Raw genomic sequence first — 16,458 nt, 5'->3', positions numbered from 1 at the left:
CTTTCCAAAAAGGAACATAATGAACTTAAAAATGCCTAGAGAAATCAACGGGGTGTCAGTATGAAGTTAAAGAAGAAAGCCAAGATGATGATAGTTCTGTCAATAATAGCAAATTTATTAAGTGGATGTGGTTTTGGGGAGACGAAGATAGAGTATGAGAGATTAGTAAAGGCATTGGATGAAGGTGATATGAAGACGGCTATGTCTGCGAGTGATGATGGGTATGCTTATGTGAAAGAAGAGGTTAGGGATAGCACGTTTGGGGCGGAAAATGATAATCGCATTAGCGTTGTATATCAAACAACAGGAGGAGTATACAATATTAAAGAAAAAAAGTTCTATGGAACAACTTTGCAAGAAATTGCTAGTTCATTAAATAGTGAGCAAAAAAAAGAAGAGATTGTATATAGAACTAGTATTAAATATGAAGATAATCAATCAAAAAGTCCAGATCAAAATTTGGATGTTTCGAATGTTCGATTTATATTTAATAGATTAAAGGGAATAGATAGTTTAAGACCAAAAAAAGATAAAAAAAGATTTAGTGAGTCATCCAAGGTAACATATTACTTAACTGAATCGGAATTTCAAGAAATAATTAATAATAAGTTAAAGGTGGACTACGATAAATTTGATGAAGCAATATTATTAATGGAATTTAGTTCGGCGAAAGATTCAAAAGAAAATCCAATGGAATTCACTACAATAAGCATCACAATGGGATATGAAAAAAAGAATAAAGAAGGCCGATTAATAAGGCATGATCAAAAAATAGCAATCTATTTAAATACTAAAGAAGATAACGATAAAGCTTCTAAAACCCGATATGAGGAGTATAAAAAACAATATTTGAATAATAAGTAATGTATAAAATAAGGGGAAAGGTGTAGTTATGGCATGAGTAAAAGGTTAGTTAAAAAAATAGTTATTGTAATGACAGTAACGTTTTTACTAAGCGCGTGCAGTTTCGGGGAAAAAATAGAGTATGAGAGATTAGTAAAGGCATTGGATGAAGGTGATATGAAAACGGTTATGTCTGCGAGTGATGATGGATATGCATATGTGAAAGAAGAGACTAGCGACAGTACTTATGAAGAAAAAGAAGATGGTGAACATAGCAGGATAATATATCAAACAACCCATGGAGTATATAATGTGAAAGAAGACGACTTATATGGGAAAACAACTCAAAAGGTTGTTACTGATATAAAAAATGATAAAAACGTTGGTAGTAATCAAAATTACAAAAAAGAAACGGTCTATAGTACAAATTTAAAAAATGAAAAATCCCGTTCAGTAGCCCAGGATCAAGCTATGAATGTTTCATATGTAAAATTAATGTTTAGAGGATTAAATGAACTTAGTAAATTGAAACCGAGTGAAGATACAAAAAGATCTAGTGAACCGAGCATAATAAGCTATGATTTAACTGAATTACAGTTTAAAAACATCATGAATGATAAGTTGAATTTAAAATATGATAAATTTGATTCTGCAATATTGATGATTGAATTTAATACGCCTAATAATACAAAAGAAAATCAAATGAGAATAACACAAATAACAATATCGGTAAATTATGAAGAAAGAAAAGAAGATAAGCTTATAAAACGCAATCAAGAAATTTCAACATATTATCATACCAGAGAAGATAATAATCAAAGTGCCAAAAAAGAATATGTAAATTATGAAAAAGAGTATATAAATCAAAAATAATATATTTTGATTGAATTTTGAGAACGGTAAATGTTGTGAAGATATGAGTAAAGGGGTAGTAAAAAATAGTTATTGTGATAACAGTTATGTTTTACTGAGCGCGTATAGTTTTGGTAAATCAAAATAGAGTATGAGAGTCTAATAAAGGCATTGGATGAAGGTGACAAGAAGACGGTTATACTTAATTGAAAGAAGAATATTTGGAACTTTTGAGGAAAAAGAACACTACTTGAACCATCAAAAGGCATTCTGATTAGATGATTATGGTAAGTAATATGGTAATAATATACCTAAAAGATTATGTGAATTTAGTTGTACAAAGATTTATGTACTTAAAAATGTTAAGAATGTAATGGGATTTTAGTGAATGAAAATTATTTAAACTGTATAGAAGGTGAAAAACTGAATGTGGAACATAAAAGAAGAAGATTTAGACAAGTTTCGAATGACATGTCAAGGTCGTTTAAGTTCTGAAGGTGCTACGGGATTTATGCTTGGAACAATATTTTATATTTCGATATTTATGTTTGTTATTTTTGTAGGGGATTTGAATTACTACAACAATTTTTTTGATAGAACTATTGTTAAAACTGAAATTGTGTTATTTAGTATTCAAATTATATTTTTAATTATATATCTATTTCCGAAAGCATGTTATAAATTTCAAAAGTTACAAACGCTCGTTATATTAGTATATGCGTTTCAGCTTGGAACGATATTATTTGTAGTTTCGATTGTCTCTGAAATGGCTGACAATTCAACTGGTAGGATGTATACTGGGCTACTATTTGTAGGGGCAGTTATTATTCATATTGTAGCAACGCTAGATACATTTAAACAAGCAAGTGAAGGTGCGTTTAGTAGTGGTGAAAGATCCACCTCTTTTTTTAGTAAGACAAAAGGAGCTATGATTAAGGGGGCTATAATATATGTATTAATACTACTTATTTTGATGTATTTTCAAAATGATTATTCAATTGATTTTTTTGTTATGTATGGAGTAGGAACTGTTTTACTGTATACAGTAGCCATTGGAGCGGCAGAATTCCAACTATTGGCGTACTGTAGATTTAAATTCAAGTCATTTAATATGTCATGGGAAGAGAATGAGAGAATGCGTGGGAGAATTCGAAAACAAAATAAGAAATTCAAAACGAAAAATAAATAATATATTAATAGAACTTTAGTGTTTGAAAAATAATTGAAACGTATAGAAGGTGAAGAGCCAGGATGTGGAATATAAAAGAAGAAGATTTAGATAAGTTTAGGATGACATGTAATGATCGTTTAAGTCCTGAGGGTGCTACAGGATTTATGTTTGGAGGAATACTATTTAGTTCAATAACCATTTTTTCTATTGTTTTATCAGCCGGGTGGGATTACTGCATGCTTCTCTTTAATATAGGAATTGTTAAGTTAGAAGTATTCTTATATATTATACAAATAATTCTTTTCGTCATTTATTCATTTCCGATAGCTCAATTTAAATTTCAAAAACTACAAACCCTTGTCGTATTATTATGTTCATTCCAATTGGCAACAATAGCTCCTATTGCTTTGACTGTTACTAAAATGGCTAATAATTCAATTGATTGGATTACAATAATGTATGTGGGTTTATTGCTTTTAGGAGCAGTGATTTTTCATATTTTGACAACAATTGATACGTTTAAACAAGCGAGTGAAGGTGCGTTTAGTATGGATGAAAGGTCTACTTCTTTCTTTAGTAAAACAAAAGGAAAGATGATGAAGTGGGCTACACTATACGCAGTAACTATTCTTATTTTGATATATTTTCATAATGATTATGGGTTTGATGATTTATTTATGTATATAGTAGGGACCTTTTTAATGTATACGATAGCCATAGGTGCAGCTGAATTTCAGCTATTAGCATATTGCAGGTTTAAATTTCCATCATTTAATAAAACGTGGGAGCAACATAAAAGAGAAACTCCAAGATATCAAAAGAAAAATAAAAAAAGTAAATCGAAACGTAAGGCATAAAAAAGTGAGTGTTGTAAGTTTTGATGATAGAAAAGTAATAATTTACAGGAGAGTATTTTAACTTCTAAAAGAAAATTTAATTATGTAAGGTGATTAAAGTGATTAGAAGGTTATCTGATCGAAAATGTAGAGTGGGTAGTGTGATAATGAAATGAACAAAAAAAAGGGTTTCTAAAATAATTCCGATCATAATAGCAATCAGCCTACTACAAGCATGTAGTTTTTTTGAAGAAAAGATAGAGTATGAGCCATTTGTTAAGGCATTGGATGAAGGGGATATGAAAAAGGTTATGTCTGCGAGTGATGATGGGTATGCTTTTGTGGAACAAAGAGGCATATATAGTACATATGAACAAAAAGAAGATGGAGAACATAGAAATACAATCTATCAAACTTCGGAAGGAATATATAATACGAAAGATAAAAGTTTATATGGAAACACAACACAAGAAGTTACTTCAGCAGTAGACAGCAAAGATAATAAAGAAGAAGTTGTTTATCGTACCAATATTATGTATAAAAATGGACAGGTACAAAGTCCGGAATCGAATCTGGATGTTTCATATGTGAACTTAATTGTAGATCGTTTAAAAGGAATAGGGAAACTAAAGATGAAGCCCGGAGATGATATAAAAAAGTTTGATCAACCTAGTACAGTTGGATATAAACTAAATGAATCAGAGTTTCAGAGTATTGTTAATGATGAGTTGAAAATACAATATGATGAATATGATGGTGGATCCATTGTACTGCATATAGATTCTAAAGATGGTTCAGAGCAGATATTGGAGGTAAGTATTGTAATAAATTATAAGAAGCGAAATGATGAAGGTAAGTTAGTAGAATATATATCACAAATACATACATCTTTTGATAGTCACCAAGGTAATAATCAGGATGCGAGACAGGAATATATTGATTTTAAAGCAAAGTATAATAAGAAGCAGTAATATTAAGAAGGGCATTTGCACGTAAAGATAATAGTGACATAAGTGTGATAAATCTTTCATAAATATTTCTATTTGTAGCGGAAAGAATTTGAGAATAAACAGGTAGCCCCAATTGCTGGAGTAGATGCAACAATTGGGGCGTTTATCCCGCTTTAATGGGCAGTAAGACCCCCACCTCAAAATGCAGCGAAAGCAAAGAAGTTAGGTGGGGGATCAACTGCCCATAAAAGTCCGATTGGTTTAACTAATAATCAGTGGGGGATGGAGAAAACCCCCCACTGATTAAAGTTTCACTTTATCTGTCTAAATTTAGTTTGAATGCATACCATTTTTTAGTTAGAGTCCTCGCTCCTCAAGTAGTTTCTTCATAATAACGGTGTGAAGTTTTTGTGTAATCGGCTTTTATTGCTAAGTTACAACTATTTCCTCTTATAGAGTACTTCTTATTATCGATACATCGTCCACATTCCAATGTCTTTAAATCCTAGTCGTTTATAAATTCGTCCAGCAGCTGGATTGTTATAAAATAAACAAAGTGTTCGGCCTTCTTTCGTAAAGTCTTGGATCATTTTTTGTAATATGAGTGAAGCGTAGCCATTTCCGCGATAATTCGGGTGTGTACATACACCAACTACCATAGCGGATAATGAATTTTCAGCGGAAGTAGAGGCGGATGCGAAGCCTGATGAGGTTTTATCTATGAGTGACCACTCTTTTAGTTATTCGTTTAGGAAAATTATAGAGGTTACAGACTTGTGAGTCAATAACTATCAGAGGTAAATTATTCAGGGGACACTTGTGAGGTAGGAAAGAAAGCTGAACTAATGGATTTACCCAGCTCGTGTATGAATTGGTAAGTAGAGAGATGGATTATGTAGTCAATCTCTTTTGTTTTATCCTCAGAAGGTATAACTTGAGTAAAGGCTGTCAATTTAGTACTAATTAGTGAACTGGATAGTCTGGCTAGGGGGGACTCAGAGTTGGGAATTATAATTTGTTTAGTTAAGATATGTTATAATAGAATAGAAGAATAATTTGATGAAAGGAGGGGATTGAGATAAATACTGACCGACTGTTGAGTGAGCGTAAAAGTAAACTTGAATACAGAAAAGCAAGTTTAAAGAAACTGATTATTGATAGGAAGAATAAAAATAGACTTTATTTAGTTTTTGGTGTTATATGTACCTGTGCACTTGTTTATTTGTTATATAGAGCAGGGGATTATCGCAAGGAAAATAGTTTAGGAATATTAACAGAACCATTTTTAGCTATCATAACAATAGGGATTACATTAATGGTTCTGCATTTTTGTACTCAACCTTTAAGAAGACCATCGAATCAGTATATAACTGAACTACAGGAAGTGGAGAACGAGTTAGATCTATTAAGTACTTCTTACTCATCATTAGAAGAGAGATCGGAAAAGCTTTTTAAGCATCATCATCTTGAATTGAAGAGATACTATGATGAGAACCTAAAACAAAGTTCATGGATATTTGTTGTCGGTATAGCATGTATATTAATTGGTTTTGCAATAATTGGAATAACTTTGTACTTTTTAATGATTAACAGCTCCAACGAGCTAGAAAATAAGATAATTGTAGCCTCAGTAGGTGCGATAGGAGCTATACTTTCTAACTTTATTGCTGTAATTTACTTAAAGATGCATTCTGAGGCTGTCAAATCACTAACAGAGTTTCATAATCGATTTGTAAACACTCATCATTTCTACTTTAGTAACTTCTTAGTATCTAAAATACAGAATGAGGACAAGAGAGAAGATGCATTTGTTGAGCTAGCCTTAAAGATTAATGGTATTTCTCCAAAGGCTCCAGCTCAGGGGGAAGAAAATAAATAGGTATTACCTAAACACTGTTTGAATCTAAGCGGTGTTTTTCTTTGGAGTTAGACTAAAGGAGATAACTATATAGTTCATCTCTATCTGCTTTATTTTGAGAATGTATAACTTATAGATGGGACTAGAGAGGGGGAGCTCTTGAGGTTTGTCTGAAAAGGCGTGTAGTAGTTTTTCAGGAGTTTAATATTTAGTTTTGTATATTATATAAAACGAATTAGCAATTTGATAAAATAAACTTTAGAGTTAGAATCATTAGAAAAGAAGGTGGGAAAGGTGACTTATCCTTTTGAACAGCAAGTACATATAGATGGACAATTTTCTTCAGAGGTTTTTAGTATAAAGTTTTATGGTGGAATTACTACCTTTGTGGGACCAAATGGTTCAGGTAAATCTCAAGTTTTACGAAGATTAAAAGACAGCTTTGGAGTGGCATTTTCAGATAGAAAAGTAAGGTTGTTAACAGCGGGAAGACTTTCAAAGGTTGAAGATTTTCGCGCAAATCATGATGGTGTAAGTAGTTACATGCTTCATAACGATAGGGCAGCGTTTGGTGGATTAAACTATAGAGAAAATCGACACGCAGCAGAAGGTGCTATAGGAGACTTTCACACATTAAGCTTGAGACACGATATACGTATAAAAGTAAGTGAGAGATTAAGCACACTTTTTAATCGGAAAATCTTTATTGAGTGGGATGCAGGAGAGTTGAAAATAAAGTTTAGTACAATAGAGGGAGAACCTTACTCAGTTGCAAGGGAAGCAAGTGGTCTTCTGCATTTGGTAACAATTCTTTCTGCGCTTTATGATGATGAAGTTGGTGTACTGCTATTAGATGAACCTGAAATTTCATTACATCCACAATTGCAGGCATTTTTATTTCAAGAGATAAAAAAGGTTGCTGGAGATCCTCAGGACAAATCAAAAAAAATGATTATCTTGGCAACCCACTCGACAGAGTTTGTAAATCTTTTAGTGCCAGAAGATTTAACGAGAATTGTATTTTTTGAAAATACGATGACAAAGCCAGTTCAAATTGATCCTGAAGCTGGTGAACTCCAAAGTAGAAAAGTAAGAGAACTACTTACCAGACTAGGGCAAGCACATAAATCTGCGCTCTTCAGTTTAAAACCATTACTAGTAGAAGGGCCAAGTGACGTTCTTATCTGTAATGCATTAAATCAGCATCTGCAAATATTTTTAGAGGCAGGAGGTTCGCAGTTAGTCCCTATTATTGGAAAAGGTGAGATTCCAAGTGTAATAAAATTAATGAGGTTAATAGGGAAAAAACCAGTTGTAATAACTGATTTGGATACTGTAGCTGATGATATTGCATCTATTGATATATTCGCTAATGATGAGCAGGTGATTAAAACAATACAAAAAATGGGACATGTTGATTTTAGGACATTCTCAAGGAATATTCATGACCGCTTTACAACAGTAATTGATGAGCATTGGGAGGACATACGTCCATTGGCAGAGAGGCATTCTTATTGGGTTAACCATGGTGGTAAAAAAGATATGGAAATTGCTAAGAGAAGGGCAGGAATGGCAACGCTATTTATCAGCAATGATGAAGAGCTTAGTGGACTTAATAATGGGGATATTTTATGTGGCATAAAGCAAATGCTAACTTCTTTATTTGATATATTAGAACTGTCAGGTTGTTTTGTATTAAGAAAAGGTACTATTGAAAACTACTACTTGTTAGCGTCACAGGTTACAGAGGGGAAACCAACTGCAGCTGTTGAGGAGATTGAATTCATCATATCACAGCCAAAAGAGTATATAGAAACTGCATATGCTGATTTAGTTAGGGGGCTTAAATATGCAGCAACTCACAAGGAAATTGATGAAGGTAATGCTGTAATCAATTATTTACTATCAGTTATAACACCGTTACTTAATAGTATTGATGATATATCAACATCTGCTGGGTTACAATCAGAAGCTCGAAAATATGTTGGGGAGATTGCTGACATATTCAAGTTTTCTAAAATAGAGATTGATGGGATTAAAAATATCCGAGTTGAGCTGGGAAGTAATATCTTAGAGGTTAGTGGACTACCTATTGATTTTCCAAAAGGAGGAAATCCGATAGATATAGCTAATAGGAAGTTTCAAAGATAATAAGTGAAACCTGCTTTAAAGTGGATTTTTGAGTATTATCTAATCAGACCCATATCTTATTAAATAAGAAAGTCCAATTGGAATATCTTTAGATCACCTATAAAGTGACCTAGGAGTTATTCTAGTTGGCTTTTTTACTTGCAAGGTTCTTATTACATGATTTTCTCCTCCTGTTCTTTAACTACTCTGAGAGGTAAAACCTCCACCTCGATGCGGTACTTGTTGGGATATCCAAGTTAGGAACTATAAGGTCATATGAACCTGAAAGTGATTACCCTTGAGTCAGCCTACTAGTACCCCTCCAGAGTATGCCTCCTCGCCACTACCCACAGAGTACGACTACAGAGGTGAACCTACGGGGGAGTGCATAACCAACGGAGGCAGAAACCCTATAGCCATGCTAGTTAGCGCCACCTCACAGTGAATACGACTGAGTAGATATACACTAGGGGAATACCTGTAGAGACCGCAACCTCATACAGTAATTTATTCAAAAGACTAATGAAAGCACAATCAGCGTAGATGTACCAAGGAGGTAGATACCCTAGAGTATACCTATAGAGCTGCACCTGTAGTTTACATAATCAATCTTATAGGTAGTAACTATCGTAGTTGCAACTGTAAGAAAGCGAGGTAACCGAACTCTAAAGAGTGAACTCATGAGCCTGCTTCTGTGCATACCTACAGAGTGGTGATGCTATGCTACTAACCTACTTTATATAGGTGCGCCTCTGTATGAGCCTCCTAGACGCCTTGAACAGTACGCTGTGCAGTGTGTACTGTTGAAGTGGATATGCGTCCTACCTGCAGAGTACACCTTGTGTAGCCCTGCTGCTGTTTGTACCACTATTAGCTATGCGTATACCTATGAGTACACCTGTGTGTTAGGTCTAGCGAGGCAGGCATAGAGTGTATACTGTTTAGTCCTCGTCCTCATATAGACCTTTGATTAATGAATGAAAGTACGAGGGCTAATGGAGGTAGCTAATTAGGCTGAGCTCTTAGCCTTGCTGAACGTATAGTAACGGTAGCCGAACTCTTAGGGTTGATCCACCTAGCTTACTTCACCAGTACAACTTACAGTGGTACTCATACAGACATACTTGTTAAACACTCCAGATTGACCTGTATGAGACGGTAGCTATATAAGTAGTGTTATCATCTCTCCAGTGTAGCTACAGAGGGCGAACCTCAATAGATGCCAACTCCTATTGTTCTTGAATCAACCAATGAAAGTAAGGCACTATCCTATACAGTCCACTGTCACGAAAGTACACCGCCTCACTGGACACCCCCCCGAAAGTACACACTCTGAAAGTAAGGCAACTCCGAAAGTGAAAGCACTATGAGACAGCAAGAGAGGAGAGCCACCTCACTCATAGGTACAGTATAACACTGCCTCCTCAGTGTACAGCTACAGTGCTGCTATCTCGTCAGTGTATCCTACAGTGTATGTACTGTATGGCCTTGCCTACTAGGATACACACGAGATAGTATACGTTGCTATGTAGTGTGGCTAAGAGGGCGCCTTATGTTTGTGTTGTGTTACTAGTGCCTTGCCTCCTCAGTGTGATCCTGCTAGGCGTGTCTAAGGGTGTGCGCCTCCACAGTGTAGACTAAGGAGCAGCACTATGAGCCATCCAGCTCAGTAGCCACCGTCCTTACCAGCCACCACTTACCAAGGGGGTACCCCACATTTTAGGAGGCATAGGGGTGTACGTACGTACGCACCTAAACTTATGTAGGAGAAATCATATAGGAAAATCGGCTCCTGAGACAGCACCTCCTCAGACCTGTCATCCACGAGTACGCCTACAGAGTTTCCACCTCCCCAGAAAAATAAAATTTAGAGTCGGGACATCGAGGCTACCTCACCAGTATTACCTAGGTATGACCTATATTCAGAATATACGAATACTATTGTTTGTCACCTAGAGACGGCTTACAATGATAACTATAGAGGAGGGATAAATATGTTCACAAACATTGAGTCACCACTCGGAAGTATTCGTACCTACGAGGTTGACGGTCTCAAGTGGTTCGTTGCTAAAGATATTCTAATGGATGCTATTGGATATAGAAACATGACAGACCTATTCACTAAGGTAGACAAGGAAGAGAAGAATAAAATTCCGTCATCTGGCGGGTACAAACTTACAGTGTTAACCTCGGAAGGGTTAAGGCAATTCTTTGATAGGACGATCTCTAGTAAAGAGCAATTCAATACTATGAAGGAGTGGGCTATTGAGCAAGGATATATTCCAAAAGAAGTGAACAGGTCAGTTGTTACAAATATGCCATCTCTAGGTGATACATTTGATAACTCTGAGTTTGAAAGTAAACGAGATAGACCTCAAACCTTAGAAGGAAATTTCTATAGCTCAATTACCAAGTCATATGTAAATGGACTAGTATTGTGTGGGTTATCGTTTAATTTACTGCTGATAAAGCTACCAGTTATTAGCTCTAAATAAAAAGTTAGGTTTAGCTCTATTATAACTACTGGTCGTGGTGCCTCCTCAGTTTTACTAAAAGTCATACTCAACATTCGCTTCCGGTAGTTATCCTTCTACAGTTTTCCGCCTCAGTAGATCCAACTCTAAAAGGTTAAAAACATAAAGACCTTCTGAGCAGACGCCTATGAGAACGTAGTAATAATAAAGGAGTAGACCTCCTTAGCCTAACTCCTTATGTGTAAATCCCTCTAAGGCAATTATTCTTTATCGTGTTTGTTCCACAAATCCAACTTGCTATATTCAAATCGCAGCATAGCAAAATCTATATTTCCTTCCCCTTTGTAAATTATAGTTTCTATGTAGTCCTCCTCTTTGTAGAGTTCACCTACACCGCCAATCAACTGAGCTACTTCCTCACGAGTCATATCATCTTCAAGTGCTTCAAACTCTCCCTCGTTTATGTACCCCTGAGATGGCTTGTAGTCCTCAAATGGTACCTTCGTCGCAACTTCTTCTTCCTGTGAGCAGGCAGCTAATAAGCCGATACTTATAAATAATGCTCCTAATCCAAAGTGTTTAACCATATAACATCCCCCTTGGTTTATTATATTCGTTCTCATAGTTGTCCTATCAATATCACTTATTAGACGTACTCTATAAGTCCCTTACAAGACCAGCTTTAACAGTGAAAATCAACGACCTCCCTTTAAAATAATTCCAAAAGATTACTTATACATCGTTCTCTATTAGTTTTCCATCTCATTAGAGCGCTATTGCTATTAAACTAATGAGTTTAGATCTGATAGTTAACTAATCAGAGTAACTCCTTGAGAAAAAATAAAGGACTACTGAGGAAGCCTAAAGAGAAGTGCTAACTGGTAAACCAATAATTATAACTCTTTAGTTACTCTAATTAGTTATCCTTCTCTATGTTTTAGGTATTTAAATATTTAAAAACAAAAGGACTATAGTGAGGTAGCCAATTAGTTAAATCTCTAGAGTAAGTCTTTAACGTTTCTTCTTCTCGTTATCGAGATAGACAAGCCTTTAAAGTTATTCTCTAGAGTACCTATCTCATTAGGTCTTTTTATTTTTTTTAATGAGTTGGAACTAATTGTGTATTACTCCTATAGTACTCTCGATAGGTATTCTTCAGAGGTTTTGTATTTATGTTTTGAGAAGTTAAGGACTAGTAGAGACAGCTGATTAAGTGTATACCATGGAGTCAGCTTATAAAGTTTGCCTCCAGGCAATAATAACTATTCGAATAGCAATATGAGGTGGAAGCCCCCTATAAGATATAAGAGGATGTTTAACCCTGGAACAAGGTTAGTCCTTAGAGCCGCAAGGGATTGTGTCGAAATGACATGTTCACTTTTATGTGCAAAAAGGGACTAACATGTTCACTTTCATGTGCATACTTTTTTGGAGATTACTTTTGTGAGATAGCAAACTGTATGTATTTAACCTGCAAGGGTGTCCTCTAGTGCTGGCGATCTCTACAGGTATATCTTGTGTCTTATTTTGAAACGTAATTCAATAGTAGGAGTTAACTAAGGGAGAGTAGTACAAACCCCCTACTTTATATATGAGATTGAAATAAAGGATGAGGGGTGTAAATCTACTATATCTATAGGGAAACAAAAGAGGTATACGGTACAGCTACTATATTAGTAGAAGTGAAAAGGACTACCTTGTACCTACTTTATATATGAGAGGGAAAACAATAGCAACTTTTATCTACTATATCTATAGATCCCCTAAGAGAAGTAAAAAAAAGCACAGGCTAAGTACTATAGTATGAGGGCATAAAAGAGGGGAGATCTATACAAGTTAACCTTTTGAGATGAGATACACTCACGACATTGCTACTCTATATATGAAGCAATTAAAAGAGTTGTTGCTCTGAAGTCATTTCTTCCCCTTTGAAGTGGTGGCTTGTGAGGAGCAACTCTTTACTGCGCACCTCTAAAGCGTTGCTCATTATTCATTAACAACTCTCCAGTTATATATAGCTAGTTCGGCTTGTCACCGAGCTGGCTCCCTTTTTACTCAAAGGGTATCTGGAGGAATATTATAACCAAGACAACTACAAAGAATCACCACATATAAAATAACCTATGAGGAGGAAAAGAAATGGAACACTATGTTGACTTAGAAGGTCTACTACAGAAGCACCGAATTACATTAGCTGATCTATCGAGACGGACAGGCATTGAAAGACCTAACCTGACTCGTATTAAGAGAAATCAGACAGCTACTCTAGGTAGTATCAGTCGAATTGCTCAAGCGTTAAACATCAAAGATATTAACGAAATAATAAAAGCTCGATAGTACCAAAGGGAGCTAGGTAGACAAAGCCAAGGAGAGGATGACCAATGAAGAGGAAAATTAAAGCGATGCAATTCAAACAGGAGTATCGCTTACTCAAGTTAGCCTACGAGTCAAAACTAAGAGATTTAAAACTGGACATTCACTTGAAGTCAATCACTAAGGAGGTAGCTAAATGAAGAAATATCTAGAGTATACTATTCGAATGAAATTCACAGGAACTAGCACGATACTCAAGAGATATCAGTTATCTCAGGTAGGAGACGGAAAGTTGGACAAACATGTAGCACTAGTTAGTAAGGTCTACAGTGGCATATACAACACAGACTCAACGCGGCTCGTTAGTATCACTTGCACAGAGATAACTGAGGAACGATACAACGAACGTAAAAGTAAACTGGAGGAGGAAGAATAATGAATGCATTGGGACAAGCTAAAGAGGAATTATTGGAAGCGGGTTACGATCTAATCAGCCCAGCTCAGAAGGAAGCTAGAAAAAAGTACAAGCCAGTTGAACGAGATGGGAGGCATTTTACTATGCAGAATATTGAGAGTTACGAACTGCTGAGAAGCCAACTCACACAAGGTCAAAAGGGTGTACTACTATTACTTACAACCGCGATGGAAATCAACGAGGGAGGAAAGTTATTCAAGGGAAAGAACGAACGCCTAACCGTTGAGGATGTATCTGTCATGATTGGAAAGAAGAGGATTCAAACTTTTAAGATCCTAACTGAGTTAGAAAACATAGGAGCTATCACAAAGGAACAAGTAGGGAAGAATGTATTTGTTAACATCTCAGAAGGGTTTTACCGTTGTGGTTACATGGAGAAAAATACTCCAGTAGTTAAAATCTTCAAGAAGCGCCTACAAGAAGTTGCTAGTAAGCTATCACATAACGAGTTAGGATTCCTCTCAGATATACTGGCTCATATGCACTGGGAGACGCACATCCTTTGTAGCAATCCTACAGAGAAGGACGCTAGTAAGCTAGAAGTCTGGAAGGGGAAAGACATTGTAGAGGTGCTGGGCTACTCAAGGAACTTTGTGAGCGCAACTCTAAAGAAGTTCAGACAAAATGAAATCACTATGGAAATCGGAACTGTTATAGATGTAATCGTGCTAGATCCAGACTTAGTGAGCAAGCAAGCTAAGAAGGTGACTCTGGAAGACATCAAGAGAGTAGCTAAACAGGTTCACCTTTCTTCTTCTAATTATAGAAAGATTAACTAATCAGATTTATCTACTATAGGAATAAAGCGAGAACGCTGAAAGACAACCTCTAAAATAATATCCTCAATAGTCCACCTCTAGGACTGAAGGTAAACAAACTAAAAGGGAGCTGGAGAGAATGACAAATGTACAAGTATTTGAGAATGGACTTGGAGAATTAAGATTAGTAGAAGAGCGAGGTACCACATGGTTTATCGCTAAGGATGTAGCTAACATATTAGAATACAGCGAGACAAGTGCTATGACAAGATACTTGGATGAAGATGAACTCATGTCTGTCAAATTGACAGGTATGAATATGAAGTCTGTGTTAGTTAACGAATCAGGATTGTACTCAGCAATTATGCAGAGCAAGAAGCCTCAAGCGAAAGCCTTCAAGAAATGGGTTACGTCAGAGATATTACCAAGTATACGTAGAGACGGTGGCTACATGGTTGCGCACGAGGAAGAGACGGAAGAAGATTTAATTGCAAGAGCGCTTATCCTAGCTCAGAAGACACTAGCGAGGAAGGTAAAACAACTAGAACAAGCCGTGCAAACATTGGAGGTACAAGCTCCTAAGGTGGAGTATCACGATAAAGTGTTAAACATCGAAGGCTATATGACTATAGACGAGACGGCTAAGGAGTTAGGTCTCAGAAGTGCTCAGCAGCTAAATCAGATGTTGAAAGATAAGAAGATTATCAAGCGTTCAAGTAGAGGTTCATGGTTACACAGAGCAGGATATGAGTACTTGAAGGATGGCTACATCAACTACAAGCCTATCGAGAAGAAGAAACTACAGATGCTTGTTAGCCAGAAAGGTGTCAAAGAGTTCGCTAGATTGCTAGACCTGATTTAATCCCCTAACCTTATTGCTTCACAGGCTACCCCTTAGCCGACTCAATACAAAATAAACCCAAATCAAAAGGAGAAGATGACAAATGATGAACACTTTTAAAAACTTATTAGCAGGTAACACAAAGGTAAAGACAGAGGAGCAAGCCAACAAAGAGGTTGAGAAGTTACAAGTTCAAGAGAATGACCTACAAAGAAAACTCCAAGAAGTACAAGCAGGACACGCCAAAGTATCGGCCGCACTAGACATTATTTCAGCCAGCCTAATCATTGATGAGACAGACAAGGTAGCTTTAGCCAACAAGAAGAAAGGTGAGGCTAAGCTAGAAGCGTTAACAAAAGAGATCGAATCTACGCAGTCTAAACTTGCAGAGATTAGCTCGAAGAAGCAAGAAGCGATTAAGGAATTGTATCGTTCTCGTGGAGAGAAAGCTCGTAAGTACAATGTAGAGCAACGACGCAACATGGTAGTTGCTGGCCGATTCAACAATGTATTCCGATTAGAGGATGCCCTACGATTGGTTACTGTCTATGATGCAAAAGGATACGACTTAGGAGTTGAATACGGAGTAGGCGCTACAGACAGCTTAGATCCTCGTAGTGAAGATTGGAATTTTATTGCAGACATGAATAACGAGGACGCTGCTGAAGCAGACAAACAAGCTGAAGTTATTTCTCGAGAGTTAGAAGAAGCTATCCTGTCAGTCTTCAAGAAACATAACATTGAGCTTGGACAACAGACGCTAGTTAACTTATCGAGAATCTAACCTCGGTAGGTTCCTATATAAGTAACACTCAGAGTCGGATGCTGAGTTAGCAATCGCGGAAGTCATTAACACAGGTGGAGGTTGCTAACTCGGTAGATCGGCTCCACCAGAAAGTTACACAACAGATGAACAGCCGTAGCTCAGAAAGTGGCTTTCTCATACGGATTAAATAA

General features: G+C 36.2%; 14 protein-coding genes and 1 pseudogene. 13 read left to right on the top strand and 2 right to left on the bottom strand.

The genetic code is table 11. The annotated features are described in order from the left end of the window. The first annotated feature begins 60 nt into the window (after nucleotides 1–60). The 6 genes from MR167_RS05565 to MR167_RS05540 all read left to right on the top strand — a co-directional run bounded on the left by MR167_RS05565 (nucleotide 61) and on the right by MR167_RS05540 (nucleotide 4,673). Complete coding sequence (locus MR167_RS05565; RefSeq protein WP_000768458.1) at nucleotides 61–864, top strand: DUF3952 domain-containing protein; 804 nt, start codon at nucleotides 61–63, stop codon at nucleotides 862–864. 33 nt (nucleotides 865–897) lie between these two features. Further along, nucleotides 898–1,716 (top strand): DUF3952 domain-containing protein, encoded by an 819-nt coding sequence (locus MR167_RS05560; RefSeq protein ID WP_242314148.1) that lies wholly within the window; start codon nucleotides 898–900, stop codon nucleotides 1,714–1,716. 117 nt (nucleotides 1,717–1,833) lie between these two features. Beyond that, nucleotides 1,834–1,905: a DUF3952 domain-containing protein gene (locus MR167_RS33305; RefSeq protein ID WP_117616460.1), complete on the top strand. Its 72-nt coding sequence runs from the start codon at nucleotides 1,834–1,836 to the stop codon at nucleotides 1,903–1,905. A gap of 217 nt (nucleotides 1,906–2,122) precedes the next feature. Continuing rightward, nucleotides 2,123–2,884, top strand: coding sequence for a hypothetical protein (locus tag MR167_RS05550; protein WP_106081274.1), 762 nt, complete (start codon nucleotides 2,123–2,125; stop codon nucleotides 2,882–2,884). Between the two features lie 62 nt (nucleotides 2,885–2,946). Next, on the top strand, nucleotides 2,947–3,723 hold the full coding sequence (locus MR167_RS05545; protein ID WP_242314146.1) for a hypothetical protein: 777 nt from the start codon (nucleotides 2,947–2,949) through the stop codon (nucleotides 3,721–3,723). A gap of 176 nt (nucleotides 3,724–3,899) precedes the next feature. Beyond that, a complete protein-coding gene (locus MR167_RS05540) occupies nucleotides 3,900–4,673 on the top strand; it encodes a DUF3952 domain-containing protein (protein WP_242314161.1) in 774 nt (257 codons plus the stop codon). 446 nt (nucleotides 4,674–5,119) lie between these two features. Here MR167_RS05540 and MR167_RS05535 read toward each other — a convergent pair. After that, a pseudogene (locus MR167_RS05535) lies at nucleotides 5,120–5,350 on the bottom strand (GNAT family N-acetyltransferase); the annotation flags it as partial. A gap of 398 nt (nucleotides 5,351–5,748) precedes the next feature. Between MR167_RS05535 and MR167_RS05530 the strand changes: the two are divergent. From MR167_RS05530 to MR167_RS05520, 3 genes are all read left to right on the top strand, one after another. After that, nucleotides 5,749–6,531: a TRADD-N-associated membrane domain-containing protein gene (locus MR167_RS05530; RefSeq protein ID WP_242314144.1), complete on the top strand. Its 783-nt coding sequence runs from the start codon at nucleotides 5,749–5,751 to the stop codon at nucleotides 6,529–6,531. A 273-nt stretch (nucleotides 6,532–6,804) separates the two neighbouring features. Next, a complete protein-coding gene (locus MR167_RS05525) occupies nucleotides 6,805–8,661 on the top strand; it encodes an ATP-dependent nuclease (protein ID WP_242314142.1) in 1,857 nt (618 codons plus the stop codon). A 1,973-nt stretch (nucleotides 8,662–10,634) separates the two neighbouring features. Then, nucleotides 10,635–11,135 (top strand): BRO family protein, encoded by a 501-nt coding sequence (locus MR167_RS05520; RefSeq protein ID WP_088081173.1) that lies wholly within the window; start codon nucleotides 10,635–10,637, stop codon nucleotides 11,133–11,135. A gap of 239 nt (nucleotides 11,136–11,374) precedes the next feature. Here the strand turns inward: MR167_RS05520 and MR167_RS05515 are convergent, their stop codons facing one another. After that, a complete protein-coding gene (locus tag MR167_RS05515; RefSeq protein WP_225988055.1) occupies nucleotides 11,375–11,701 on the bottom strand; it encodes a hypothetical protein in 327 nt (108 codons plus the stop codon). Between the two features lie 1,552 nt (nucleotides 11,702–13,253). Between MR167_RS05515 and MR167_RS05510 the strand changes: the two genes are divergently transcribed. From MR167_RS05510 to MR167_RS05495, 4 genes are all read left to right on the top strand, one after another. Further along, entirely contained in the window at nucleotides 13,254–13,451 is a 198-nt protein-coding gene (locus tag MR167_RS05510; RefSeq protein ID WP_080609436.1) for a helix-turn-helix domain-containing protein, read from the top strand. Between the two features lie 411 nt (nucleotides 13,452–13,862). Further along, complete coding sequence (locus tag MR167_RS05505) at nucleotides 13,863–14,681, top strand: MarR family transcriptional regulator (protein WP_098516217.1); 819 nt, start codon at nucleotides 13,863–13,865, stop codon at nucleotides 14,679–14,681. A gap of 118 nt (nucleotides 14,682–14,799) precedes the next feature. Beyond that, nucleotides 14,800–15,522 (top strand): BRO family protein, encoded by a 723-nt coding sequence (locus MR167_RS05500; RefSeq protein ID WP_098516218.1) that lies wholly within the window; start codon nucleotides 14,800–14,802, stop codon nucleotides 15,520–15,522. An 82-nt stretch (nucleotides 15,523–15,604) separates the two neighbouring features. Further along, complete coding sequence (locus MR167_RS05495; protein ID WP_000982207.1) at nucleotides 15,605–16,285, top strand: hypothetical protein; 681 nt, start codon at nucleotides 15,605–15,607, stop codon at nucleotides 16,283–16,285. The last annotated feature ends 173 nt before the right edge of the window (nucleotides 16,286–16,458 follow it).

Origin of the sequence: Bacillus cereus group sp. BfR-BA-01355 (assembly GCF_022663675.1) — a bacterium.
Taxonomy (GTDB): domain Bacteria; phylum Bacillota; class Bacilli; order Bacillales; family Bacillaceae_G; genus Bacillus_A; species Bacillus_A thuringiensis_S.
This window is presented reverse-complemented; position numbering and strand designations above follow the sequence as displayed.